Origin of the sequence: Paraburkholderia phytofirmans (genome assembly GCF_046028095.1) — a bacterium.
GTDB classification, from domain to species: domain Bacteria; phylum Pseudomonadota; class Gammaproteobacteria; order Burkholderiales; family Burkholderiaceae; genus Paraburkholderia; species Paraburkholderia phytofirmans_A.
In genome coordinates this window covers 411,956-434,934 of record NZ_JAQQDJ010000002.1, presented here as the reverse complement: position 1 = coordinate 434,934, position 22,979 = coordinate 411,956, and the positions used below count along the sequence as shown (strand labels likewise).

Sequence of the window (22,979 nt, the reverse complement as noted above, 5' to 3'; positions counted from 1 at the left end):
TGCCAAAAAATCATGAACGCACATATTCGCTACAAGGGTTACGAAGTTGCACCGGCCGCACAACAACTCCCCAACGGCCTGTTCGCCGCCAATTTGACCATCGAGAAAACTTCCGCGAATCACGAGCAGCATTATTCATTCGACGCGCTCGATTATTTCTTCGACGAAGAGCACGCACTGGCCTACGCATTTCGTTGGGGACGCATGTGGATCGATAACCACCAGTAAAGCCGCCGATCGCGTCATTCGCGTCATGTGAGTTGGGAGCGGCGCGAGCGAGCTTGCGCCGCTTGGCATCGGATTTTGAACGGTTGTGCCAGAATGGGCGACACATCGAGTTCGCCCTCTGTACGCCTGCCATGTCCGATACACTGACAGATGTTGCCGAAGACCGTACCCTGCGCCACTGGACATTCCGCGACCCCGCTCGCGTGAAGATCGGTTCCGAGGCGCACAAGCAGATGTTTTGCCGCATGCTGCTTGAAACGCACAACCCTTACAAGCCGGCCGTGCTCGATTGGCCACCCTTGCCGCCCGATGCACTCGAGCGGCTGTGTTCGTTGCCCATCTGGGACATCGCGGTGCAAACCGAAGGGCGCGCGTCGATCGCTGTCCATACCTACGCCGCGCAATTGCGCGATCCCCTGCTGCGTGAAGCCATCACCATGGATGGCGACGAAGAAGCGCGTCACAAGCACGTGCTCTCCCGGCTGATCGCCGCCTACGGCATCGAGATCGCGCCCGAGCCCGACTATCTGCCGCCGCGCGACCCCGAATGGGAATGGATGCGCACGGGCTACAGCGAGTGCATCGACAGTTTCTTTGCGTTCGGGCTGTTCCGCTCGGCGCAGCAGTCGGGCTTTTTTCCCGAGGCGCTCGTCGAGACTTTCGAGCCGGTGATTCAGGAAGAAGCGCGCCACATTCTGTTCTTTATCAACTGGGTCGCCTGGTATCGGCGCACCATGCCGCTCTGGCGCAGACCATGGCATTCGCTGCGCGTGGCCGCGATCTGGGTGGTGCTGGTCTGGCAGCGCCTCGCGATCGCGCGAGGCATCGACGCGAAAGGCATGGCGCACGATTCGAATTTTCTGCCCGCGAGCAGCGGTGTGATCGGCGAGGCCATGAACGCGCCCGACCTGTTCGCGCTCTGCCTTGCGGAAAACGAGCGGCGCATGAGCGGTTACGATGCAAGGCTGCTACGACCGAAGCTCGTGCCCACGCTGGCGCGCTTCGCCCTGCGCTTCATGAAACCCTCGCACCGCGACACCCCATCAGGACAAGGAGACGCCGGCCATGACATGGACCGTCGATGAACAACTCGCGTTGAGCGCTACCGAAGCCGTCGCCGCGATCCAGTCCGGCCGCCTGAAGGCCGCCGACTACGTGGCCACCCTGCTCGCGCGCGCGGCGGCGCTCTCGAGCCTCAATGCGCTCACCACGCTCGACCTCGACGGCGCACTCGCCGCGGCGCGGCGCATCGACGCCTTGCCCGCCGCCGAGAAAGCCCGCTTGCCGCTCGCGGGTTTGGCCATCGTCGTGAAGGACAACATCAACACGGCGGGCATGCAGACTTCGGCGGGCACGCCGGCGCTCGAGGGCTTCATAGCGAAGACGAATGCGCCCTCGGTGCAGCGCCTCATCGACGCCGGCGCGATCGTGCTCGGCAAGGCGAACATGCATGAACTGGCGTTCGGCATCACGAGTACGAATCTCGCCACGCACGCGGGCCCGGTGCGCAATCCCTACGATCCCTCGCTGATTCCGGGCGGTTCGTCGGGCGGCACCGCGGCGGCGATTGCCGCGCGCATCGTACCCGCTGGCCTAGGCACCGACACCGGCGGCTCGACCCGCATTCCGGCCGCGTTGACGGGCACGGCGGGGTTTCGTCCGTCGGTCGGCAACGGCGGCGCCGAACGGCGCTATCACGACCCGGACGCCGTCGTGCCGATCAGCCATACGCGCGACACGGTTGGGCCGATGGCGCGCACCGTCGCCGATATCGCGCTGCTCGACGGCGTGATCACCGGTGCCGGCGCATTGCCGGGCGTCGCGTTGAACGGCTTGCGCATCGGCCTGCCCGCGCCGCTCTGGGAAGGACTCGAGCGGCAGGTGGAGGACGTCGCGCGGGCCGCGTTGCAGCAACTCGAAGCGGCGGGCGTGGTGTTCGTGCCGGTGGCGATGAGCGAACTGGACGATCTGAACGGCATGGTGGGCGGCCCGATCGCGATCCATGAGCCACGCGACGACGTGCTCGGCTGGCTCGTCGCCAACGACGCGCCCGTTAAAACCGTTGTCGAAATGGCGGCCCGCATTGCCAGCCCGGACGTGCGCGCGATCTACGACGGCGTGCTCGCCGATGTGCTCGGCGACCGCTACGAGGCCGCGCTGAATCATTGGCGGCCGCGCTTGCAGCAGTACATGGCCGCGACCTTCGCCGACGAGCGGCTCGACGCGCTGCTGTTTCCGACCACGCGTTTAGCCGCTGTGCCGATCGACGAGGTGAACGGTTCGTCGGTCGTGTCGATCGACGGTTCGGCGGCCATCGACACCATGGACGCTTTCCTGCGCAACACCGATCCGGCCAGCACCGCGGGCATTCCGGGGCTCTCGCTGCCCGCGGGCATGACCGCGAGCGGCCTGCCGGTCGGACTCGAACTGGACGGCCCGCTCGGCGAGGACCGACGTCTTCTTGCGATTGGCATTGCGTTCGAGCAGTTGCTTGGCGCGTTGCCGGCGCCGGTGCTTTGATACCGGAAACGCCTTTATAAAACCTCGAATAAACTCAACCAGAACGCCGATGAAAACACCAACGCCCGCTCTCCCGCAGCGGGCCCTCTTGCGCCACGGCGCGCGAATCGCCGCGGCGTTGGCCCTCGCCCTGGCCGCCAGCGCATGCGCGCGCCTCGCCGCGGTCGATTCGAATGCGCTGTGGAAAATCGTCGATCTGCGTTGCGTGCCGTCCCAGCAGGCAACCGGCACGCCGGGTCAATGCACGTTTGTCGACCTCAACAAACGCTACGCCATCCTGAAGGATATCGTCGGACGCTCGCAGCACCTGTTGATTCCGACCGACCGCATCACCGGTATCGAAAGCCCGCTCGTGCTTGCGCCGCATGCGCAGGATTACTGGGTCGACGCCTGGGACGCGCGCACCTACGTCGAAAAATCGGTCAAGCGCTCGCTGCCCGACAATCAACTGAGCCTCGAAATCAATTCGGAATATCGCCGCACGCAAAACCAGCTGCATATTCATATCGATTGCATGCGCGCGGATATCAGCGAAGCGCTCGCGCGTCACGCCAAAGATTCACCGGATGAATGGCGCTGGGAGACGCTCGACGGTAATCGCTACCGCATCATGCGCGTGAGTTCGCTCGAGGGCGCCGACAACCCGTTTCGCATCGTCGCGCGAGACAACCAGGGCGCGGCGGCAATGGCCGGGCAAACCATTCTCGTGACGGGCGCGGGGCCGTCCGCTGACAAGGACGGCTGGCTGATCGTCAACAGCGGGATCGACGCGGACAACGGCAGCGGCTCGGCCGAAGGTCTCCAGGATCACGCCTGCCGCGTGGCGAACGCGCCCTGAGCGCCCGACCAGCAAGGCCGGAAGACGCGCCGGCGCTTTGAGGCCGCCCGCCTTTTCACGTTTTCACAGATGCATTGCTGAACAAATTGGTTCTGGCAACGCGCGAGGGTCCGTAGGATCGGTCTGAACCTGCATTCCGACCGATCCTGTTCATGGCGATTTATCTCGACGACACGCAACGCAACACCCTCGCCCGCATGGCGACGAGCTGGACATGGCGCACGCAATGGCCGACCTGGGCGTTGATCGTAACGATCTATGGGGGATGGTACGGCGTGGCGACGCATGCGCGCGAGCTCGGATTGCCGTTCACCACGCTCCTGCTCGCCGTGCTCGGTACGTGGTACATGTCGTTGCAACATGAGTTGCTGCACGGTCACCCTACGCGTTCGGCGTTCGTCAACGCTCTGCTCGGTTTCGCGCCGCTCGCCGTGTGGTTTCCGTATGGCATCTATCGCGATTCGCATCTTCAGCATCACGACGATCCGCATCTTACGCATTCCGAGCGCGACCCCGAAAGCTACTTCGTCAGCGCGCTCGTATGGCGACGCACGGGTTGGGCGCTTCGCGCGCTGCTGACCTTCCGTAATACGTTTATCGGGCGCCTGCTGGTCGGGCCGGCGTTCTCTATCGCCGCGACGGGCGTGGATGCGCTGCGTAAGATCAAAAGCGGCGATTGGCGCGATGTTCCGCTGTGGCTTGCGCACTTCGCCGCCGTTGCCGCGCTCGCGGCCTGGCTGCAACATGCGTGCGGGATCCCGGTGTGGGTCTTTATTGTGGGCGCGGGTTATGGAGCGTTGTCGTTGAGTTCGGTCCGTTCGTTTCAGGAACATCGCGAGGCGCAAGCGCATGAGCATCGCAGCGTGATTAACGAAGCCGCGTGGTTCTGGCGTCTGCTGTTTCTGAACAACAACTACCATCTGGTGCATCACGACTTGCCGCATGTGCCGTGGTTTGCGCTTCGGGAAGTCTATGAAACGTCGCGGCAGCAATACATCGATCGCTCCGGAGGCTTTTTGGTGAAGGGTTACAGCGAGTGGCTAAGACTCTATGCGTTCGCCAGGGCCGCCCATCCGGTTTATGGTGGTCTATCCGATTTGATCCAGAGTAATCAGCGTGCCTCCGAGAGTTTTGCGCGTAAATTGCGGGTGAAATTCATGGCAGTTGTCCGTCGAGGAGAACTGTATGAAGCTGACCTGCCCGCAGTTGCTGAACGTCAGACCGCAAGACAAGCCTTATAAGAGGCTGTGTCGCGACAAAAGAGACCAGGCAATCGCACGAAGCAACCCAGGTAATCAATGACTTACGTGGGTTGACCGCAGAACGAGGTAAAGGATTCATTGCGGCTGCGCCGCCTGTCCGTGTGACGTGATGCCATGCGCGAGTGGCACGTATTGGCGCAGCGACTTTCATAGGCTCGTTGAAAAGAGAAATGTCGGCCGATGTTCACCGGCTTTGTAGCGTAAAGCATGCCGGTAACCCGTCGAGGAATCGCCCGGTTTTGCGCCGCCCTCCTCGTGGCCGGCGGCCCTATCTCGCCGGAATAGCCAGCATCTCTCGCGCTTTGGCGGCGCTCGCCACCGGCCGCCCGTATTCGCCGCACAACGCGACCACCCGGGCAACCAGCTGCGCATTGCTCTTCGCCAGTGTGTCCTTGTCCCAGCGCACATTGTCTTCGAGACCCGTACGGCAGTGGCCGCCCATTTCGAGGGTCCAGTGATTGACCTCCAACTGATGCCGCCCGATACCCGCGGCCGTCCATGTCGCATCCGGCATTAATGCCTTGAGTTGTTGCACCTCGAACTCGAGAATCTCGCGACGCGCCGGCAAAGCGTTTTTTACGCCCATTACGAACTGAACGTGCACGGGAGCGCTCAGCAGTCCCTGTTGAACGAGGTCCACCGTGCTATACAACATGGCAAGATCAAAGATTTCGATTTCCGGTTTGACCTCGTAGTCGAGCATCATTTTCGCAAGCGCACGCACGAAGTCCGGCGGATTTTCATAGACGGTAGTTGGGAAATTGACGGATCCCGTTGCGAGCGATGCCATATCCGGGCGCAAATCGAGCATCGCGCCGCGTTGCTCGAACGAACGGCCGCGACCGCCTGTCGAAAACTGAATAATGATGTCGGGGCAGTGCTTCCGGATGCCGTCCTGGAGAGCGGCAAAACTCGACCGGTCGGAGCTGGAGTTTTCCTGCTCGTCTCGCACGTGCAGATGAACGAGCGACGCTCCGGCTTCGTATGCTTCGTGCGTGCTTTCAATCTGTTCGGAGATCGTGATCGGCACAGCCGGATTGTCCTTCTTGCGCGGAACTGAACCGGTGATGGCAACGGAGATAATGCATGGTTCACTCATGGCTGACACTCCAGTTCAGAGGTTTTAACTCGCCTATATGGCGAGCAATCTCGATCGTGTGCCCGGTGACATGCCCGCACGCGATGTTCCCCAAGTCTAGTCCAAATTCGCGCCGTGAGGACCGCGCACCTCGGGCAGACGGGGCGCATAGGCGTCTAACGGGGTTTTCGTGCCGAAGGAGTCATCTGAATGCTGCGAGCGAAGCTCGACGGTGATGTAAAAGCACGTAGGCCTGCGGGCATGGGCTACAGCGGTACGCGTGCTGGCGTTCGCTGATCAAACGATGCACAGCGCCGAATTGTCTAGCAACGCGACCACGTATCACGCACCGACTGACCGCCCCGGTCCGAATCACGATCCGCGAGCGCGCGCGTGCAACAACACCGTTCCGATCCCGCTGAGGGCAATCACCAACATACCCAGCGTCATCCACAAGTCCGGTATCTGACCAAAGAAAGCCCAACTAAACAGCGTGGCGAACGCCAGCTGCGCATAGCCAAACGGTGTGAGCACCGCCAGCGGCGCACGTCGAAGCGCCTGGAGCATCAACATGTGACCGAGGGTCGCGAGCGACGCCATGATGAGGACAAGCAACCAGCTTCCAAAGCGGACGTTCCTGATCTGAGGAAGCAGAGTGGCCTGCGCCGCCCATAAGAGTGCGGAAAGTGTCACGGTTGCGACCAGCGCGGTCAGAAAGTTGGTAGTCATCGCGTCGCCGGTCTTCGACAACTTGCTGGACACGACCTGAAAGCAGGCGAAGGTGGTCGCCGCGGCGATTGGAAAGAACACCGTCCACGAGAACTCGCCGCTGCCGGGCCGCACGACCATCAGCATGCCGATAAAGCCGAGAATGACCATTGCCCATTTGCTTCCGGGCACGCTCTCGTTGAGCAGTGTGGCGGCCAGCACCGTGGTGATCAGCGGCGCCATCATGGCGAGCGACGTCGTCACCGGAAGCGGTAAGTAGCGCAACCCCGCAAACGTCGACGCGGAATTGAGAAGCAACAGGATAGCGCGCAGCAATTGCAGCCTGAACGGCCGGGCGCCGCGAAAATCGCGCATTCCACGTTTCGCCAGCCAGACCGCGAGCACGACGGTCTGGAAGACGTATCGGACCCAGAGCAGTGCGAGTAGCGGCACTGTCGAACCGATGATCTTGGTCATGGAGTCACTTCCCGCAAAAGCTGCGGTCGTGAGCACCATGAAAAAAATACCCGCTTCCACACTGTCAGCGGGAAAGAAAGAACGGTTGAAGTATCGCGGGCGCTCCACCCGTATCCCCTATAGTCGTGCGGCCTCGTTCGCGTGTATCGGAGCGGCGCGCCGGATCATCGAGTCTGCGTCACCTGAACCGACGCGTCGATTGCGATCGCATACCCTTTGACGCACGTCACCTTGATTGCCTACTGTTTGATCTTCGAAACCGCGCGTAACTCTTCAGGCGTGGCCGTACCGAAGCCGAAAAACTCCAGATAGGCCGGAATCATTTCGTACAGCATGTCGGTGCCGACTTGCACCGCGCAGCCCTTATCTTTCGCCGCGCGTAACAACGGCGTGTATTCGGCTTTCATCACGACTTCGCCAACGAAGGTCGTGGGCGCAATGCGATCGACATCGAACGGAATCGGATCGCCGTCTTTCATGCCGAGCGGCGTCGCGTTCACGATCAGATCGAAACCAGCCGGGTCGTTCGATCCAGTGGTCACACGGAGCGCCGGATAGTGCTCGCGCAGCCGGCCGGCAAGTGCTTCCACCGACGGCGTCGTCATATCGAACAACGCCATGTCCCCGACGCCCGCACCGGCCAGCGACGCCGCGATCGCCGAACCCACACCGCCACTGCCGAGCACCAGCACGCGCGCACCCTTCAGCTCCCGGCCCTTTCGCAGCACGCCGCGCACGAAGCCTGCGCCATCGAACTGGTCGCCCAAAAGCGTGCCGTCTTCGCGCTTGAGGATCGCGTTGCACGCCCCCGCGATACGCGCAGTGGGCGTCATTTCGTCGACGAGCCCAGCGGTCGTCACCTTATGCGGCATGGTGACGAGCGCCCCACGAATGTTGGTCATGCGGAACAGCAGAGGCAGCAACGCCTTGTAGTCGTCCGGCAGCACGCCCATCGGCATCACGACCGCATCGATACCGTTTTTGTCGAACCACGGGTTGTAAATCAATGGCGCCTTAAAAGCCTCGGTCGGATAGCCGAGGTGGGCGATAAGGGTGGTCTTTCCGCTGATCATTGCTGGACTCCTTCAATTGTGCCGGATTCAGGCGTCGATCTCGACACGCCGCACATCGCCGACGATGAAGATATACGAAAGCGTGCCGATCAAAGCCGCAACGCCAACATAACCCAACGCGTAGAAAACGAACCGGTTTTTGCCACGATCAGGCCGATACCGATGCGATATGGCGAGTTTGCTTACTTCAGCTCGCCGGCGACACGCTTCGCGGCTGCCAGTGTCCGCCGCAATCGGTCGTCAAGCTCGAGCGCTGCGGCGAGCTTTCGGTTGGGCACCTCCAGACCGAATGAAACGCCCGCTGGCAAGGCAGCGATGAACTCGTGCAGCGGCAAGCCGCCCTCGCCCGGCAACAGACGGTCGTAACGCGCTTCTTCGGAAATAGCTGCCGTGGTCGCCGGCGCTGTTGCGCTAGCGTCGCAAAACTGCGCATACCGGATGCGGGTGGGATCGATGGCCGCGATGTCGCTAATCGCGCCGCCGCTGCGTATCAGATGAAACGGATCGAGCAGCATGGCACCGTTGGGCTGCGCCGCTTCGCTCACAATTGCATTGGCAGCCTGAATGCTGCCGACGCCGAGCCACGCCGCAAATTCGAGCGCGCACGAAATGCCGAAGGGCGCCGCCAGTTCGCACAGTTGCGCGAATTTCCCGACGGCTAGCGAACGGTCGGCAATATCGATCAGCGTGAGCGCATTGCGCGCGCCGAGACGCTTGGCCGTCTCGAACACACGCTTGAAGTCGCGCACGTCGCGCTCAGGCGTGAGAAGCATGACTTCGATATCGAGCACTTCAAGGCCCGTATCGCGCAAACGGGCTTCTGTTTCGAGCAGCATCGGCGAGTTGTCGAACATCGGATGCTGCGCTTCGCCGGCCCGAAACGGGCTCAGGCGCAGACTGACCGCGTCGTAGCCGGTCCGGCTCGCCGCCGCCACCAGATCAGGCGGCGTCAGTTCGATAGCCGTCAGCGGTACCAGAGAATAGAGTCGTGTCACCGCGTCGCCCCTGTATCAGCCCGCTTCGCTCATGGTCGGCTCGGCATGCGTCTGCTCGTGGGCAACCCGTTTCAGCAGATCCAGCGCGACGTCGACGATCATGTCCTCCTGGCCGCCCACCATCTTGCGCCGGCCGAGCTCGACCAGAATGTCGACGGTTTTGAGGCCGTATTTGCTCGCCGCCACTTCCGCGTGACGCAGGAAGCTCGAATATACGCCCGCGTAGCCGAGCGCGAGGGTTTCGCGGTCCACGCGTACCGGGCGGTCCTGCAACGGACGCACCAGATCGTCGGCGGCATCCATGAGGCGATACAGATCGCAGCCGTGCTTCCAACCCTGACGCTCCGCCGCGGCAATGAATACTTCCAGAGGCGCGTTCCCCGCACCCGCGCCCATGCCCGCAAGGCTCGCATCGATGCGGTCGCAACCCTCTTCCACCGCCACCAGCGAATTAGCGACGCCGAGACTCAGGTTGTGATGCGCGTGCATACCGGTCTGAGTTTCCGGCTTCAGCACATCCTTGAACGCACGGAACCGATCGCGGATGTCGTTCATGCCGAGTGCGCCGCCCGAATCCACCACATATACGCAGGTCGCGCCGTAGCTCTCCATCAGCTTCGCTTGTTCCGCGAGCTTCTGCGGCGTGGTCATATGGCTCATCATCAGGAAGCCGACCGGGTCCATGCCGAGATCACGGGCGAATTCCAGATGCTGACGCGACACGTCCGCCTCGGTGCAGTGCGTGGCGACCCGCACAACGCGCGCGCCAGCGTCGAACGCATTGCGCAGATCGTGCGTGGTGCCAATGCCGGGAATCAACAACGTGGCGATCTTCGTCGTCTCGACGCTTTCCGCCGCGGCCGCGATCCACTCGACATCCGTATGCGCGCCAAAGCCGTAATTGAAGCTCGATCCTTCAATACCGTCGCCGTGCGCGACTTCGATGCTGTCGACGCCCGCCTCGTCCAGCGCCGACGCAATCGCCTTCACATTCGCGATGCTGTACTGGTGACGAATCGCATGACTGCCGTCGCGCAACGTGACGTCGGAGATATAGAGTTTTTTGTCGAGCGCTGTCATTACACGGCCTCCTTGTGTCCACGCGCGATGCCGGCAGTCACCCGGCGGCGCGCCATCATGTCGCCGCACGCGAGCGCGGTCGAGGTCATGATGTCGAGATTGCCCGCATACGAGGGCAGATAGTGAGCGGCGCCTTCCACTTCGAGGAACACCGAGGTCTTCAGACCATGCTTCGGACCGATGCCAGGCACGTTGAGCGGCTGCTCCGATGAGATCACGTCGAACTGCACTTTCTGCTTGAGACGGTAGCCGGGCACGTAAGCCTGAACGCCGGCCACCATCTTCGCGATGCTGTCTTCAATGAGCTTCGTATCAACCAGATCGGACAACACGAAGACCGTGTCGCGCATGATGAGCGGCGGCTCGGCCGGATTGAGCACGATGATCGCCTTGCCGCGCGTCGCGCCGCCAAGGATTTCAATCGCGCTGCGCGTGGTTTCGGTGAACTCGTCGATGTTGGCGCGTGTGCCCGGACCGGCGGATTTGCTCGAGATCGATGCGACGATTTCCGCGTAATGCACCTTCGTCACACGAGACACCGCCGCGACCATCGGAATCGTCGCCTGGCCGCCACACGTGACCATGTTCATGTTGCTGGCGTTTTCGGCTTCCAGGTTGATCGCAGGAATCACATACGGGCCGAGCGCCGCAGGCGTCAGGTCGATTACCTGCACGCCGTGCTGCTGAAGCACATCGTTGTGACGCTTGTGCGCGCCTGCCGAGGTGGCGTCGAACACAATGTCGATGTCCTTGAACACGTCGAGCTTCAGCAAGCCGTCGATCCCTTCAGCGGTCGTTGCCACGCCCATGCGTTCGGCGCGCGCGAGGCCATCCGATTTTGGATCGACCCCGACCATCGCGCCCATTTCGAGGTGCCTGCTGTTGCGCATCACCTTGATCATCAGATCGGTGCCGATGTTGCCAGGCCCGATGATCGCTACCTTAACCTTGTCAGTCATATCCACTCCAGAATCATTGCTTCATGCTTTGGGAAGCGCCGCGCTGCCATCCAGGACGCGGTCAGCAACAGTCTTGCCGCCACGTCCCCAGCAATCGGGCGGCACCTCTTCCACCAGCACGCGCACGCCGTCGATCGGCATGTCGAGGCTTTCCGCCATTGCCTGCGACACGCTTTCGATCAGGCGCCGTTTCTTCTCGGGGCTGCGGCCCTCGAGGATCTTGATCAGAGCGATCGGCATCGGCTTACCCCTTGATGTGAAAACCCGCGCTACCGAGCCGTTCCATATCGACCGATACATACTGGCCGGGCTTGATCCATTCGGCCGGCGTCGCGCCACCCGCCATCACGATCCAGCCGGCCTGCAACGGCTCGCCTGCCTGGGCCGACAAACGCGCGGCGGCGACCAGCGAACGCAGCGGATGACCGAGCAGCGCCGCCGTCGAGCCGACCTGCACGACGCGGCCGTCGATGTTCAGCGTGAGACCCAGATTCGCGAAATCGATCTTCGGATCGCGCCACGCGCCGATCACGAAGCCGCTAGAAGATGCGTTATCCGCGATCACTTCGGGCAACGTGAACTTGAAGTCCTTGTAGCGCGAGTCGATGATTTCGAGTGCCGGCGCAATCGCTTCGACCGCGGCGAGCGCCTGCGGTCCAGTCACGTCGCCTTCGAGCGAATGCTTCAGCACGAATGCGATTTCCGGTTCGACCCGCGGATGCACGAAGCGCGAGAACTCGATCGCCGTGCCCTCTTCGATCTGCATGCCCGCGGTGAGACGGCCCCAGATCACGTCCGAGAGACCCATCTGCACCATCTTCGCGCGGCTGGTGAAACCCATCTTCACGCCAACGCGGCGCTCGCCCCGCTCGACACGACGTTTGATCGACGCCGATTGAATCTCGTAGGCCTGATCCAGCGACAGGCGTCCCTCAGGGTCGAACTGCGAGACTTCGGTTGCATTACGCGCTGCATCGTCGAGCAGCGTCGCGTATTCGGTGATGGCGCTCATTAGCGTGCCTCGCTCGCGGTTTGCGTGGAATCGGCTTCGAACACGGCGCGCACCGAGCCCAATCCGTTGATGCGTGTTTCGAAGATGTCCCCGGGCGTGACGGCCACCATCGGTCCGAGCGCGCCGGACAGTACCAGGTCGCCGGCAAGAAGCGGCGTGCCGAGCGCAGCCATCTTGCGCGCGAGCCACAGAACCGCATTAATCGGGTTGCCCAGGCATGCCGCGCCCGCGCCGACCGACACCGGCTCGCCGCGCCGCTCCATGACCATGCCGCACAATCGAAGGTCGAATTCAGACAACTTGCGCGGGCTGTTGCCGAGTACATAAGCCGACGACGACGCGTTGTCCGCGATCGTGTCCGTGATGCGGATATTCCAGTTCGCAATCCGGCTGCCGACAATCTCGAGCACCGGCAGCGCGTAATCGATGGCGTTCAGCACGTCGAGCTGGCCGGGATTCGACATGCGCAGATCGCGGCCGATCACGAAGGCGACTTCGGCTTCGATCTTCGGTTGAGTCAGAATCGATTTGGGAATGGGTTCGCCGTCGCCGTAACCCATGTCGTCGAACAGCATGCCGAAGTCCGGCTGATCGACGCCGAGTTGCTTCTGCACGGCCGCCGAGGTCAGCCCGATCTTGCAGCCGACAATGCGCCGTCCTTCGGCCACACGGCGGTCCGTGTTGGCGCGCTGGATCGCATAGGCGTCTTCGATCGTCAGTTGCTCGCAGGTTTCGCGCAGCGGCGCGATGTACTTGCCGCTACGTTCGGCCTCGACCAGTGCGATCGCCGCCTGTTCTATCCATTGAGGGGTCATTGTCCTTTCTCCTGTGCGGCTGCGGCGAGTTCGTCCTTGGTTTGATCGCCGACGGCCCAATGCGTAGCCGGCGTGACCGTCGCGTACACGCGGATGGTGTTGAGCGGCGCACCCAGCGTTTCGTGCACCGTGCGGGCTACGGCCTTGACGCACGCCTTGATCGCGGCATCGTCACGTCCTTCGACGAGTGAAATGTGAATGATGGGCATGGCTTTCCTGTGTGCGTGATGCTGCGCGATGCGACGCCGGGTTGGACTACGGTGCTGCGGGCGGAGCCACCGCAGCCGCCGTCTGCCCGCTACGGGCGAGCGAATCGGCAACGCTTCCGTTCGCCTTCATGTCTTCGATGAAAACAGCGAGCGCGGACGCCGCGTCGGCGCGACCCTTCGGCACACCCATCGCCTGGCGGATCGTCATAAAGCTGTCGTCGAGTACGCGCAAGCCCTCATGCGTCGAGGCATAACGGCTCACCACTTGCCGAACGCCCGCGGCTGCGTCGAAGCCCTGAGTCACGAATACTTCAAACGCTTCGGCGGCGGTGGCGTAGCGTTCGATTTGCGCCTCTTTGAGCGTACGCGTCAGGTAGAGGTCGTACGCGCTGCCAGCACCTACCGTGATGCGCACGCCGCTGCGGTCGACCTGTTCGCTCCGTCGCAATGGCGACGCTTCGCGCACCATGTACGCGCCTTCTATCAACACATACGGCGGGGTGAAAGCGATCTGCTCGCCGCGTGTCGGATCGATCGCGAGAAACGCGACGTCCCACGCGTTGCCGGCGAGTGCTTCGAAGACTTTGCCCGCTGCGTCGAACGTGACGAATTGCACCTCGACGCCGAGCCTTGCCGCGAGTTCACGCGCGAGGTCGACGGAAACGCCGCTGAGTTCGCCGCTGAGTTCGCCATTGTCTGCGCCGCGTTGCGCGAGCACCGTATTGCCGAGATTGATGGCCGCGCGCAGCACGCCGCCCGGGGCAAGCTGTCCGCGCGCCAACTGAAGTGCCTGCTGGAGCTGTGCTTCGCTCATGACTTGCGCTCCAGCACGGACCAGACCGGCCGCGGACCTTCTGCCTTACCGGTAATCGGCGGCTTCGGCAGTCTGGCCTCGCCTGCTTCGATCCTGAAGTGATGCGCAAGCGAATACCACGGTCCCTGAATAACACCCGACGGCGCAGCTTCGTTTTCGTGCAACACGTATTGCCCGACAAGCGCCTGGGTCACGCCGAACTGCACGTCGGTGTCGAGGTTGGGATCGTCGCTCGAATAGACCTGCGAGAACTGCGTCTTGAAGCCCGGCTTGTAGATCATGAAGTGAATGTGTGCCGGACGCATGTTGTGACGCCCTTGCGCGCGCAGCAATTCACCCACTGGACCCGATAGCGGAATCGGATAGCCCGCCGGCTTCACGCTGCGAAAGGCGATATGTCCTTCGCTATCCGTCGTCAGTTTGCCGCGCAGATTCATGTCGGCCTGCTCGGGGTCCTGGTTCTCGTAGAAACCTTCCGCCGACGTGTGCCACACATCGACTTCAGCGCCTTCCACAGGCTTCCCTTCGGCATCGTGCACCCATGCATCGACAAAAATCGGCACGCCAGGCGTCTGCGAACGCACAATCGAACCGCCTTTCGGCGTCGCGGGCGAATCCATGCGCCAGAACGGCCCCATCAGGTTCGCGGTGGTTTCGGTCTGGCCGTTATCACCGTTATTCAGCAAACAAACCAGCGATGAGAGGCCGATGGAGCCCGCCGCCAGCACCACTTCATTGTGCGATGCGGTCGACAATTGCCCGAGCTTCGCAATGAAGCCACAGGCCTGATGGAATTCAGCTTCGGTAAGTTTCGCGTCGCGTGCAAAGTTGTGCAGGTGGTGCACCGCAGCGGTCATGATTTCGCGAAAGCGCGGATCAGGTGCGCGGCTGAGTTCCGCGAGAACCGCTTGAGTGACGTCTTTCTGGTTGCGGATGATCATGCGTGTCTCCAATCGTGAGCGCGCTACGCCGGCTGTTCAGTCGCATTGGACTCCACGGGCGACGCGCGGCTCGATGTGTTGCAGCTATGATGCACGCCATGAGAACATACCGTCCAATACCGATTTTTTAACTTCTGATACCGATTTGGTATGACACAGGCAGCCGCGGATTCTCCCCTTGGTGTTGCGTACAGACTGGAAAGATAGATCATGGAACTGAAGCAGATGCGCTATTTCCTCGCCCTCGCGGAAGAGCTGAACTTTGGCCGGGCGGCGGAGCGCCTGCACATGGCGCAACCACCGCTTACCCGGAATATCAGGGGCCTAGAAGAGGAACTCGGCACCCAGCTTTTCATCCGCACAGCAAAAGGAGCGGAACTGACTGAAGCGGGGCGCGCCCTGCTCGACGAAGTGCCGAACATTCTCGCGCTGTCCCGCCGCGCCGAAGAGCAGACCCAACTCGCCGGTCAAGGCTATCTGGGCCGGCTCGACGTCGGCATCTTCAGTTCCGGCATCCTGAATGTGATTCCGCGATTGCTTGCCGATTTCCATACCGAACGTCCGGAGGTAAAGATCGGCTTGCACAACATGTCGAAGGCCGAGCAGATCGCGGCGCTTCGTGAGCGTCGCATCACTATCGGTTTCAACCGGCTGGTGCCGAACGAAAGCGATATAGCGGTCGACTGGGTACAGCGTGAACCGTTTCTCGTTGCGCTGTACGAAGGGCATGCACTGTGCGAGAAGAAATCCGTGACGCTGCGAGACCTCGATAACGAGCGCATGATCCTCTATCCCAACGCGCCGGTGCACGGACTCGCGCAGGAGGTGACAGCCGCGTTTCGCGCGGAGGGTGTGCGCCTGCGTGTCGAACAGGAGGTCGAGGACGTCGTCACATGCATCGCGCTGGTTGCGAGCCGTTTCGGGGTTTGCGTGACGACGGAGTCAGCGGTGAATCTGCGCTTGCCCGGAGTGGTGTACCGGCCGCTCAAATCATCGCAGTTGCGGGAGATCGAACTGAGTTGCCTCTATCGGCGCGAAGATACATCGCCGATTCTGCAAGCGTTCCTCAGGTTAATGCGGGCGTCCCGTTCAAAGCACGCCCGTATGAAGCACTGACGGCCCTAATGAAGGCGCAGAACATCGTCGAAGCTTCTAGCACCACCGGCTAGAACGCGCCGCTGCGCATATCTACGCCCATACGGTAATTCTGGTTACTTTGCTCCGGATTCCGGTTGATCAGCGGTCGCACATAGAGCGGATGCCGCAAACTACGAACCTCATGTTCGAGCCTGAAGCAACGCGCCGCTCGCGAGATCGATGCGGCGATCACCGCGGCATCGATCTTCATGTATATCGCGGCCACAATGCTCGACGAAAGCAGAAGTCCGGTAATGATGAAGCTTCGCTCAGTTCGTAGTCTTCGGCGTCAGCGGTTCGAGCCCGGTCCCCTCAATCGCGGGGGCTGCGGCCGGCGATGACAGAAAACGGATCAGGGCCGCTGCGCCCGCTGGATTTTTGGCGCTGGTGGCGATGCCTCCGGAAAACACCGTGTACCTTTGTACCTCCGCGGGCAAACTGCCGATCACAGTCACCCCGGCCACCGGCAACAGTTCGACGACCTGCTGAAATCCGAGCTCCGCTTCGCCGTTCGCGATGACACTGGCGACCCGCTCGGCCGGGATCATGCGGCTTTTGCTCTCCACCCGTCCCTCGATACCGAGAAGCCGGAATAGTTCGCTGCCGATATAGACTCCGTTCGCGTCGTCCGGATAGACGATCGACTTCGCGGCGAGCAGCGTGCGCCGCAATGCGTCGACCGAGCCGATATCCGGCTTCAGCGCCCCCTCGCGAGCCGCGATGCCGATTGCCGAGCGCGCGAAGTCCACCTTGCTCCCAGATACGACCTTGCCGGCGTTGATCTGATCGTCGAGCGCATAGCCGGCCACGATCAGCACGTCTGCCCATTCGCCGCGCGCAAGTCGCACAGGGATGGCATTCGCGGCGGTGCCCGCCACAGGCCCCCAGACGGTGACCAGCGTATCGCCAGCCGCCTCCTCGAATTGTCGACCCAGCGCGCGATAGGCTGACGCGAACCCGCCCGAAATCATCACCTTGACTTCGTCTGCCGATGCCGCGACGCTGTTCAACAATGCGGCAGCAACGCAGAATACGAGTGCGTAAACTCTCGGCTTGCGGCAAATCACGGCCCCGCTCCATGTCGATCGGATGATCCAGCCCAGACATGTATCGAGTCTGGACGCCACTGATGATGTTAGCCAGCAACGCGGCACCGCGCGCAGCACCGATGCCGCGCCAATTCGGAGTCTCTCGCCGCCGTTTGCGCGACGGCCGCCGCGCACAACCATCTCTATGTGCGACAGGCTTCGTCGACGTCGCTTTCGGCGCCTCGAGCGGCGCGACGATCATCTCGAATCGCGGAATTCGCAGTTGACGTTATCCACGCCATATTAGCCCGTCAGCGCTATGGAGATAAGCCGCGGCATGCCGCGTTAGCCGTGCAAGACAGGATCAGAAGCGTGTCCGGCGGCGTGGCGGCCTGGCTGCGACACACGTCGGCTTCACATCAGGCCGAGGGAGCGTCGACCTGCCGCGCCCCGCCTCGCAGCGGATCAGCCCTTGCCGCTCCAGCTCTTTATAAGCGTTTCGTGACCGTCTGCACGCTGATCGCCAGTTCCGCGGCGACGTCGCGATGCGGTGGCAGCCGCGCGCACGGCTTCCCGCTACTGCTCGATCACCGTTGCCTTCCGCGAATTTCGGGTCTGCGTTAGCGCACTGCCGTGATATTGCCGCCAGATAGGGCATGGAAACTATTGTCCTGGTGCATTAACGAGAAAAAACGGACTATGTTTGCTGCGCCGTTTCTCCCCCGCCTTGTCCTTCGCCCGGGAGCAGGCCGAAAAAGCCTTGTTTTTGGCGGCACAAGTTCAGTGATCGGCGGCCGAGTGTGCAAGTATCGTTGCCGAGGCGTACACCACATCCCTTTGCGAGGTTCAGGATGGTTTGGAGACTCTGGAAAACCGAGAAGCGGCAAGATGCGACGCAAAGCTGGCCCAGCGATACGAATCAGTCGATAAAGCAGCTTCTGGGCATGTACCTGAGCAGCGACGCAGCGCCGTTCGCAGCGTGGGCCGCACCCGGCATCACATTCACGCCCGAAGTCGAACCGGTATTGCGAAACGGAGTCCAGGGATATCAGCTCGCCCTCTGGTTCTGGCTCTTTGCCGAGAAGCACGGCACCATCGCGGCACGCATGGTGCGTGAGTCCTTTTGCCTGTTCGCCGAGGAAGCGCAACCGTCGTCCGGCGACAGGATCGATGCGCTCCTCGACTTCGAAAATCGCCTTGCGCATTCTATCGAGGGCATTTCCTCCGGGGAGCGCACGTTCCAGTTGGAGAGCCTGCCGGTGGAATTGCCGATGGAATTCTTTCTCGCCACAGGGTTCCTCCGGCTCGCACCCGAGTCCCCTTATGCCGGAGCAAATGAGAGCGCCAGTCTGCAAGGCAACGACTACAAGCTCGCTGACTGCTTTCGTCATGCAACCGAAGAGGCGCTGGCGGTGTTCCGGGCGATGATAGACAAGGTCGAATTCGACGCGAAATCGCTATCGAACTGGAAATGGGGCGCCCATCCCGGCGCTGCCGAGCGGCATCTGCAACGACGCCACAGCAATCCCCTGTTTCCTCTTCACCGCCAGATGGTGACCGCGCATGAGGTCTATGAAGCGCGTCTTGCCGACAGCCAGGCCCTTCACGAAATCAGCAACGAGCTTGGTGAGCTCAGCCATTCGTTCGCGCAAACGACCGAACTGCCGCTGAACTGGCAATCGTTCCTCGATGGATATCGGGACTACGTCGACCGGCTCGATGAACGCCGCCTCGCAGCGGGTGGACAGAATGCGCCGCTCGGCGACGCCATTGCAAGACTACGCGCCGATATTCTCACGACCTGGCGCACTTCCCTTCACAAAAACCGGCATAGCCTTGCCACGCTCGACCAGGAAGAAGCGCAAAGGGCCGAGCGACGCGCGCTTCTGTACGGATGCGACTGGACCGCACAGCTTCTAAGCAACGGCTCTCTGATACCGCCCGAAGAGGTCGTCCCCGCCCTTCTGAGTGAGTCCCCGGCTGAGCTGGAACGGGTGGTGGCCGCCCTTCAGGCCGAACCCCGGCTGCATGACACGCTGGCGCATTGTCGTGCAACCGCGCATCGGCTAGAAAACGAATCGCGCTCGGGCGGCCGCAATATTCCTGACATCGCCGACAAGCTCCGTATTCTTGACGGTCCGCCGGGACAGGTGCCGGCGTGATGTCACACACTCCACGTTTATGGCTCCGCACTCCGGGTTCGCGAGGTTCTGCATGGAAAGTACGTCCCCTCGCCGCCGGACGACGCAAACGGGTGCGTGCGAACTAACGCTTTGCGAGATCGTCTTGCGGGACTACATTTAATCAGTATCCGTCGAGACGATGTGGAGCACCAAAGGCGGCGAATCGCCGGACGTGTGTGCTGCGATGACATAAAAGGAGATACCAATGGCAGAGATAGATAAGGAAGACGTCGTTGCAGTGCTGAACCGGATTCTCGAATCCGAGTTGGCCGGCGTCGTTCGATATACGCACTACTCGTTTCTTGTTTTCGGATTCGGACGCATTCCAATCCAGTCCTGGCTGCGTGAGCAGGCCGACGAATCGCTGTTGCACGCACAGCAGGTCGGTGAGTGGATCACCACACTGGGCGCCTATCCGTCGCTTGCGATCGGCCCCCTCCTCGACTCGCACACATTCGATATCGCGTCGATCCTGCGCGAATCGCTGCAGGCCGAGAACCTCGCGCTGGGGCTTTATCGCGAACTGCTTGCGCTCGTCGAGGACCGCTCCGTTGCACTCGAGGAGTTCGCCCGGCAGATGATTCATGTCGAAGAGATGCATGCGGGCGAAGTCGACAAGATGCTGCGCCGCCCTGGCGAAATGACCACGTCGACCGAACGCCAGGCGGGCCAGTCCTGATCAAGTAGATTAAGGCGGCTCTGCGCGGCACGCCAGGCACGGTGGCGCATCCCGTCACCGATTTGGCATTGCAAGACCGCGTCCGGCTTTGCGGGTACGAGCGCGCTCTCTCGCACTCACCCTGAGCGCCGCGCTCGCAAGCGCACGGCGCGTAACCTGCTGTGGTGCTCGCGCGTCGGCGCACTCGTCCCCGAACCCGTAGAGTTCGCGTTATTGCGCGCCGGACGCGGCCGTGTCCGATGCGCCCTTGGCGTGCGGGTCGTTTTGCGGCATGCGAGTGGGCGATTTATTCGTCGTGCCCTTCGACGAGGAACTCGTGCCGGTCGTACCGCCGGCGTTAGGCGTGCTCATGCCGGCGCCACCTTGTCCTGCAGTGCCACCGCCTCCACCGGCTCCACCGCCTCCGGCTCCCCCTGCGCCCTGCGCAAACGCGGTGCCGCCGAACGCGAACAGAATTGCCGAACAAACTAGCGCTCTACTTGTTGCTTTCATGATTGCCTCCTGATTGATTAACGCGAGGGCAGCATCGGCCTGCCACGCTGCCCCACGCTCGATGCCCAGTTGTTTTCTGTCGCTTCGGCGGATTAATCAGTTTCTCGCGTAGCGGACCAGGCTGAGAACCTTTGCGCGCAACGAGTGTTCCCGACGACTGCTCTCTGCCGCGAGAGCCTGGCGGCACAAAACATGCTGGCTACGCGGACGATTCATCCCGCGCAGCATCGCGCTGACGCAAACGGGTCTGCGTCGACCAACGGCGGATCAACACGGCAACGGAGGCTATTAAAATGAACAACACAAGAGATCCCGCGGACTACGCGCTGGCAGCGAAAGACCCTGCGCTGTTAGTCCGGCAACACGAAGCTGCCGTCTCATGGGGAGCGGTGTTTGCCGGCGGCGCTGGCGCGACCGCGTTCGCGCTCATCCTGCTGACGCTGGGCACCGGCCTCGGGCTGACGTCCATATCCCCGTGGTCGTCGGGGACTTCGAATGCAAAGGCGTTCGGCTTTGCCGCCGTGATATGGGTATGCGTCACGTCGATTCTCACGTCCGGGCTAGGCGGTTATCTTGCGGGGCGCCTGCGCAACCGCTGGCTGGGTGTCGACGCCGATGAAATTCACTTCCGGGACACAGCGCATGGCTTCTTGAGTTGGGCGGTGGCAACCCTCCTCACTGCCGCCATACTGACATCGGGCGTATCGGGCATCGTGCGGGTTGGTGGGCAGGCCGCCGCGACGGCAGCCGCAGCAGGCAGCCCGGTTCCGATGGGAACGATGCAACGCGGCAATGCGGAGCTCGCGACGAACACGTGGCCGCTTGGCTACTTCGTCGATTCGCTGTTCCGGATGCCCGCGGTAGCTTCACCTGCCGCGCCTGCCACCGCGGAAGGCCGCAACGACGCCACGCGTGCGGAAACGGCGCGGATATTCCTTAACAGTGCGGCAACGGGCGATCAGTTGTCGCCGGAAGATACCGCTTATTTGAGCCAGCTTGTCGCGCAACGTACGGGGCTAACGCAGTCAGCGGCACAAGCTCGCGTGGTGACCACCTACACGCGCCTGCTTCAGAAGATCAACGGCCTCGATGCTGCGGCCAAGGATGCCGCGGATAAAGCGCGCAAAGTCGCGATCGGCGCTTCCTTATGGCTATTCATCTCGCTTCTGATGGGTGCATTCACAGCGAGTCTGATGGCAACCCATGGCGGCCGTGTACGCCAACTCTAATTGAAACTTCAAACATTTACCGGAGGAGGTGTTATGCGCTCAATTCTTCTTTACATGCTCGGAGTACCCATTCCAATCATTATTTTGATCGCGCTTTTCTGGCATTAGAGATCAGCTGGTCGCCGTTCAGCGGATGCGTATCCCGATGATCGGCGACCACGAGCGTTCAAGCAAAACTATTCCCGTGTCGAGACCGACCGACTCTCGCACGTCGACGTCAGCCGTCGAGATCGCAAGCCGGCGCTCGCTTACCGGCGATGGGAGGGCACGGGAATTGCGCTGACTGAGGAGCGGACGCACGTTCCGACTCAGCAATCGCTATATATTTGAGGAGACTCTCATGAAAGTTATAAAAGGCATTTTCATTTCGGCTTTATTTGTAGCTATTTCTGGCGGTGCCTATGCACAGGGCACGGGCGGAGGGGCAGCCGGGGGCCAAGGCGGAACCGGCATGAGCAAGCCCAATGCAAACGGTTCAACGGACACGGTATCGGGTGCGTCCGGGACAAACAGCATGGCGACATCGGGAACGACAACGCACAAGAAGATGATGCACAAGAAGTCCGGCGTTGCCGCGCCAGCGTCCGCGACGAACCCTGCTTCGGGCGGGAGCTAACTGTCGTTGCGATGGCCGTAGATTGAACCGATCTGCCGGGAACGCCGCACGTGCATAAGAGAAGGCAGTCTCTCTCCAATGTGCGGCGCTTCTACCGCTCCTCGCCTGAACTCATCCTTCTGAGACCTCGGTCGAAAAGCCGCGCGCTGGCCCCGGTGCCGCAGCGCGTTTAACTATTGAGGCGGAAGCTTCTGTGCAGGCTCAGCCTGCATTTCCGTTCCTCCGCCTGGCGTCGAAAGAGAAGTCCTAACGGCTGTTTTGTTTTGAACGGCTAAGTCCGCTTTTGACGTCGCTGTTCGCGCCGCTGTTTGTACCCATATTCAATCCGTTGGTCTTCCCGCTGCTGGAATTGGCGCTCGCGGAGCGGTTAGAACCGGAACCAACCCCGGCCCCCGACCCTGCATCAGTACGCGAGTCTCCCGGCGAACCGTAATCCTCCTGGTTCGGGGCCTGCGCGGAACCGGCGCCCGCGCCCGACGATGCGATCCGCGCGGCGCTATCGGCAGCTTGCGCGCTTGCCGCAGACGACAATGCAATGGCAAGAGCCAAAGCGACGAACGACCTGGTTGTATGTTTCATCACTTACCCCCAAAGACAGTATTTCAG

The 22,979-nt window shown here is 61.8% G+C and carries 26 protein-coding genes and 1 pseudogene; 10 read left to right on the top strand and 17 right to left on the bottom strand.

The window, feature by feature from the left end; all coding sequences use genetic code 11:
- Positions 1–12: 12 nt before the first annotated feature.
- From PQR54_RS06425 to PQR54_RS06405, 5 genes are all read left to right on the top strand, one after another.
- Complete coding sequence (locus PQR54_RS06425; protein WP_106277508.1) at positions 13–228, top strand: DUF6566 family protein; 216 nt, start codon at positions 13–15, stop codon at positions 226–228.
- 131 nt (positions 229–359) lie between these two features.
- On the top strand, positions 360–1,313 hold the full coding sequence (locus PQR54_RS06420; protein ID WP_408244568.1) for a ferritin-like domain-containing protein: 954 nt from the start codon (positions 360–362) through the stop codon (positions 1,311–1,313).
- A complete protein-coding gene (iaaH, locus tag PQR54_RS06415; protein WP_408244567.1) occupies positions 1,294–2,748 on the top strand; it encodes an indoleacetamide hydrolase in 1,455 nt (484 codons plus the stop codon). Before PQR54_RS06420 ends, iaaH begins: the two co-directional genes overlap by 20 nt.
- A 49-nt stretch (positions 2,749–2,797) precedes the next feature.
- Positions 2,798–3,586, top strand: coding sequence for a CDP-diacylglycerol diphosphatase (locus PQR54_RS06410; protein WP_408244566.1), 789 nt, complete (start codon positions 2,798–2,800; stop codon positions 3,584–3,586).
- A 152-nt stretch (positions 3,587–3,738) separates the two neighbouring features.
- Positions 3,739–4,827 carry a fatty acid desaturase gene (locus tag PQR54_RS06405; protein ID WP_408244565.1) on the top strand — a complete coding sequence of 363 codons (1,089 nt, stop codon included), beginning with the start codon at positions 3,739–3,741 and terminating at the stop codon, positions 4,825–4,827.
- Positions 4,828–5,116: 289 nt separating this feature from the next.
- Here the strand turns inward: PQR54_RS06405 and PQR54_RS06400 are convergent, their stop codons facing one another.
- The 12 genes from PQR54_RS06400 to PQR54_RS06345 form a co-directional block, all read right to left on the bottom strand.
- Positions 5,117–5,947 (bottom strand): 3-oxoadipate:acetyl-CoA acetyltransferase, encoded by an 831-nt coding sequence (locus tag PQR54_RS06400; protein WP_408244564.1) that lies wholly within the window; start codon positions 5,945–5,947, stop codon positions 5,117–5,119.
- Positions 5,948–6,298: 351 nt separating this feature from the next.
- Positions 6,299–7,150 (bottom strand): DMT family transporter, encoded by an 852-nt coding sequence (locus PQR54_RS06395; protein ID WP_408244563.1) that lies wholly within the window; start codon positions 7,148–7,150, stop codon positions 6,299–6,301.
- A gap of 200 nt (positions 7,151–7,350) precedes the next feature.
- The gene (locus PQR54_RS06390) at positions 7,351–8,184 is read right to left on the bottom strand and encodes a shikimate dehydrogenase family protein (protein WP_408244562.1); all 834 of its coding nucleotides are present in this window, start codon (positions 8,182–8,184) and stop codon (positions 7,351–7,353) included.
- Positions 8,185–8,366: 182 nt separating this feature from the next.
- The gene (locus tag PQR54_RS06385; protein WP_408244561.1) at positions 8,367–9,179 is read right to left on the bottom strand and encodes a sugar phosphate isomerase/epimerase family protein; all 813 of its coding nucleotides are present in this window, start codon (positions 9,177–9,179) and stop codon (positions 8,367–8,369) included.
- A gap of 15 nt (positions 9,180–9,194) precedes the next feature.
- A complete protein-coding gene (dmpG, locus tag PQR54_RS06380) occupies positions 9,195–10,259 on the bottom strand; it encodes a 4-hydroxy-2-oxovalerate aldolase (RefSeq protein ID WP_408244560.1) in 1,065 nt (354 codons plus the stop codon).
- Positions 10,259–11,218 carry an acetaldehyde dehydrogenase (acetylating) gene (locus tag PQR54_RS06375; protein WP_408244559.1) on the bottom strand — a complete coding sequence of 320 codons (960 nt, stop codon included), beginning with the start codon at positions 11,216–11,218 and terminating at the stop codon, positions 10,259–10,261. Before PQR54_RS06375 ends, dmpG begins: the two co-directional genes overlap by 1 nt.
- Positions 11,219–11,239: 21 nt before the next feature.
- Positions 11,240–11,458 carry a 4-oxalocrotonate tautomerase family protein gene (locus PQR54_RS06370; RefSeq protein ID WP_408244558.1) on the bottom strand — a complete coding sequence of 73 codons (219 nt, stop codon included), beginning with the start codon at positions 11,456–11,458 and terminating at the stop codon, positions 11,240–11,242.
- Positions 11,459–11,462: 4 nt separating this feature from the next.
- Positions 11,463–12,230 carry a 2-keto-4-pentenoate hydratase gene (locus PQR54_RS06365; protein WP_408244557.1) on the bottom strand — a complete coding sequence of 256 codons (768 nt, stop codon included), beginning with the start codon at positions 12,228–12,230 and terminating at the stop codon, positions 11,463–11,465.
- The gene (locus PQR54_RS06360) at positions 12,230–13,045 is read right to left on the bottom strand and encodes a 2-keto-4-pentenoate hydratase (protein ID WP_408244556.1); all 816 of its coding nucleotides are present in this window, start codon (positions 13,043–13,045) and stop codon (positions 12,230–12,232) included. Before PQR54_RS06360 ends, PQR54_RS06365 begins: the two co-directional genes overlap by 1 nt.
- On the bottom strand, positions 13,042–13,254 hold the full coding sequence (locus PQR54_RS06355; protein ID WP_408244555.1) for a tautomerase family protein: 213 nt from the start codon (positions 13,252–13,254) through the stop codon (positions 13,042–13,044). The genes PQR54_RS06360 and PQR54_RS06355 overlap by 4 nt, the downstream gene beginning before the upstream one ends.
- Before the next feature lie 46 nt (positions 13,255–13,300).
- Positions 13,301–14,068 carry an ABC transporter substrate-binding protein gene (locus PQR54_RS06350; protein WP_408244554.1) on the bottom strand — a complete coding sequence of 256 codons (768 nt, stop codon included), beginning with the start codon at positions 14,066–14,068 and terminating at the stop codon, positions 13,301–13,303.
- Positions 14,065–15,009 carry a dioxygenase family protein gene (locus PQR54_RS06345; RefSeq protein WP_408244553.1) on the bottom strand — a complete coding sequence of 315 codons (945 nt, stop codon included), beginning with the start codon at positions 15,007–15,009 and terminating at the stop codon, positions 14,065–14,067. The genes PQR54_RS06350 and PQR54_RS06345 overlap by 4 nt, the downstream gene beginning before the upstream one ends.
- Before the next feature lie 210 nt (positions 15,010–15,219).
- On the opposite strand from PQR54_RS06345, the gene PQR54_RS06340 reads away from it, so the two are divergent.
- Positions 15,220–16,125 carry a LysR family transcriptional regulator gene (locus PQR54_RS06340; protein WP_408244552.1) on the top strand — a complete coding sequence of 302 codons (906 nt, stop codon included), beginning with the start codon at positions 15,220–15,222 and terminating at the stop codon, positions 16,123–16,125.
- Positions 16,126–16,174: 49 nt separating this feature from the next.
- Here PQR54_RS06340 and PQR54_RS06335 read toward each other — a convergent pair whose 3' ends face one another.
- The 3 genes and pseudogenes from PQR54_RS06335 to PQR54_RS06325 all read right to left on the bottom strand — a co-directional run.
- Positions 16,175–16,357, bottom strand: coding sequence for a hypothetical protein (locus PQR54_RS06335; protein WP_408244551.1), 183 nt, complete (start codon positions 16,355–16,357; stop codon positions 16,175–16,177).
- Between the two features lie 58 nt (positions 16,358–16,415).
- Entirely contained in the window at positions 16,416–17,156 is a 741-nt protein-coding gene (locus PQR54_RS06330) for a substrate-binding domain-containing protein (protein ID WP_408244550.1), read from the bottom strand.
- A gap of 460 nt (positions 17,157–17,616) precedes the next feature.
- Positions 17,617–17,737 (bottom strand): annotated as a pseudogene (locus PQR54_RS06325) (GntR family transcriptional regulator); the annotation flags it as partial.
- 381 nt (positions 17,738–18,118) lie between these two features.
- Between PQR54_RS06325 and PQR54_RS06320 the strand changes: the two are divergent.
- Both PQR54_RS06320 and PQR54_RS06315 read left to right on the top strand, forming a co-directional pair.
- Positions 18,119–19,336 (top strand): tryptophan leader peptide, encoded by a 1,218-nt coding sequence (locus tag PQR54_RS06320; protein WP_408244549.1) that lies wholly within the window; start codon positions 18,119–18,121, stop codon positions 19,334–19,336.
- Positions 19,337–19,562: 226 nt separating this feature from the next.
- Positions 19,563–20,036: a ferritin-like domain-containing protein gene (locus PQR54_RS06315; RefSeq protein ID WP_408244548.1), complete on the top strand. Its 474-nt coding sequence runs from the start codon at positions 19,563–19,565 to the stop codon at positions 20,034–20,036.
- 210 nt (positions 20,037–20,246) lie between these two features.
- On the opposite strand, the gene PQR54_RS06310 is transcribed toward PQR54_RS06315, so the two are convergent.
- Positions 20,247–20,387 carry a hypothetical protein gene (locus PQR54_RS06310; protein ID WP_408244547.1) on the bottom strand — a complete coding sequence of 47 codons (141 nt, stop codon included), beginning with the start codon at positions 20,385–20,387 and terminating at the stop codon, positions 20,247–20,249.
- A 434-nt stretch (positions 20,388–20,821) separates the two neighbouring features.
- Here PQR54_RS06310 and PQR54_RS06305 point away from each other — a divergent pair, with 434 nt between their 5' ends.
- Together PQR54_RS06305 and PQR54_RS06300 are read left to right on the top strand one after the other, a co-directional pair.
- The gene (locus tag PQR54_RS06305; protein WP_408244546.1) at positions 20,822–21,757 is read left to right on the top strand and encodes a hypothetical protein; all 936 of its coding nucleotides are present in this window, start codon (positions 20,822–20,824) and stop codon (positions 21,755–21,757) included.
- A gap of 340 nt (positions 21,758–22,097) precedes the next feature.
- Positions 22,098–22,373: a hypothetical protein gene (locus tag PQR54_RS06300; protein ID WP_408244545.1), complete on the top strand. Its 276-nt coding sequence runs from the start codon at positions 22,098–22,100 to the stop codon at positions 22,371–22,373.
- A 246-nt stretch (positions 22,374–22,619) separates the two neighbouring features.
- On the opposite strand, the gene PQR54_RS06295 is transcribed toward PQR54_RS06300, so the two are convergent.
- Entirely contained in the window at positions 22,620–22,952 is a 333-nt protein-coding gene (locus tag PQR54_RS06295) for a hypothetical protein (protein WP_408244544.1), read from the bottom strand.
- Positions 22,953–22,979 lie beyond the last annotated feature (27 nt).

What these genes read in the sequence shown, in the direction of transcription:
- PQR54_RS06425 (WP_106277508.1), top strand. Translation starts at nt 13, where the DNA reads ATGAACGCACATATTCGCTACAAGGGTTACGAAGTTGCACCGGCCGCA.
- PQR54_RS06420 (WP_408244568.1), top strand. Translation starts at nt 360, where the DNA reads ATGTCCGATACACTGACAGATGTTGCCGAAGACCGTACCCTGCGCCAC.
- iaaH (WP_408244567.1), top strand. Translation starts at nt 1,294, where the DNA reads ATGACATGGACCGTCGATGAACAACTCGCGTTGAGCGCTACCGAAGCC.
- PQR54_RS06410 (WP_408244566.1), top strand. Translation starts at nt 2,798, where the DNA reads ATGAAAACACCAACGCCCGCTCTCCCGCAGCGGGCCCTCTTGCGCCAC.
- PQR54_RS06405 (WP_408244565.1), top strand. Translation starts at nt 3,739, where the DNA reads ATGGCGATTTATCTCGACGACACGCAACGCAACACCCTCGCCCGCATG.
- PQR54_RS06400 (WP_408244564.1), bottom strand. Translation starts at nt 5,947, where the DNA reads ATGAGTGAACCATGCATTATCTCCGTTGCCATCACCGGTTCAGTTCCG.
- PQR54_RS06395 (WP_408244563.1), bottom strand. Translation starts at nt 7,150, where the DNA reads ATGGTGCTCACGACCGCAGCTTTTGCGGGAAGTGACTCCATGACCAAG.
- PQR54_RS06390 (WP_408244562.1), bottom strand. Translation starts at nt 8,184, where the DNA reads ATGATCAGCGGAAAGACCACCCTTATCGCCCACCTCGGCTATCCGACC.
- dmpG (WP_408244560.1), bottom strand. Translation starts at nt 10,259, where the DNA reads ATGACAGCGCTCGACAAAAAACTCTATATCTCCGACGTCACGTTGCGC.
- PQR54_RS06375 (WP_408244559.1), bottom strand. Translation starts at nt 11,218, where the DNA reads ATGACTGACAAGGTTAAGGTAGCGATCATCGGGCCTGGCAACATCGGC.
- PQR54_RS06370 (WP_408244558.1), bottom strand. Translation starts at nt 11,458, where the DNA reads ATGCCGATCGCTCTGATCAAGATCCTCGAGGGCCGCAGCCCCGAGAAG.
- PQR54_RS06365 (WP_408244557.1), bottom strand. Translation starts at nt 12,230, where the DNA reads ATGAGCGCCATCACCGAATACGCGACGCTGCTCGACGATGCAGCGCGT.
- PQR54_RS06360 (WP_408244556.1), bottom strand. Translation starts at nt 13,045, where the DNA reads ATGACCCCTCAATGGATAGAACAGGCGGCGATCGCACTGGTCGAGGCC.
- PQR54_RS06355 (WP_408244555.1), bottom strand. Translation starts at nt 13,254, where the DNA reads ATGCCCATCATTCACATTTCACTCGTCGAAGGACGTGACGATGCCGCG.
- PQR54_RS06350 (WP_408244554.1), bottom strand. Translation starts at nt 14,068, where the DNA reads ATGAGCGAAGCACAGCTCCAGCAGGCACTTCAGTTGGCGCGCGGACAG.
- PQR54_RS06345 (WP_408244553.1), bottom strand. Translation starts at nt 15,009, where the DNA reads ATGATCATCCGCAACCAGAAAGACGTCACTCAAGCGGTTCTCGCGGAA.
- PQR54_RS06340 (WP_408244552.1), top strand. Translation starts at nt 15,220, where the DNA reads ATGGAACTGAAGCAGATGCGCTATTTCCTCGCCCTCGCGGAAGAGCTG.
- PQR54_RS06335 (WP_408244551.1), bottom strand. Translation starts at nt 16,357, where the DNA reads ATGAAGATCGATGCCGCGGTGATCGCCGCATCGATCTCGCGAGCGGCG.
- PQR54_RS06320 (WP_408244549.1), top strand. Translation starts at nt 18,119, where the DNA reads ATGTACCTGAGCAGCGACGCAGCGCCGTTCGCAGCGTGGGCCGCACCC.
- PQR54_RS06315 (WP_408244548.1), top strand. Translation starts at nt 19,563, where the DNA reads ATGGCAGAGATAGATAAGGAAGACGTCGTTGCAGTGCTGAACCGGATT.
- PQR54_RS06310 (WP_408244547.1), bottom strand. Translation starts at nt 20,387, where the DNA reads ATGAGCACGCCTAACGCCGGCGGTACGACCGGCACGAGTTCCTCGTCG.
- PQR54_RS06305 (WP_408244546.1), top strand. Translation starts at nt 20,822, where the DNA reads ATGAACAACACAAGAGATCCCGCGGACTACGCGCTGGCAGCGAAAGAC.
- PQR54_RS06300 (WP_408244545.1), top strand. Translation starts at nt 22,098, where the DNA reads ATGAAAGTTATAAAAGGCATTTTCATTTCGGCTTTATTTGTAGCTATT.
- PQR54_RS06295 (WP_408244544.1), bottom strand. Translation starts at nt 22,952, where the DNA reads ATGAAACATACAACCAGGTCGTTCGTCGCTTTGGCTCTTGCCATTGCA.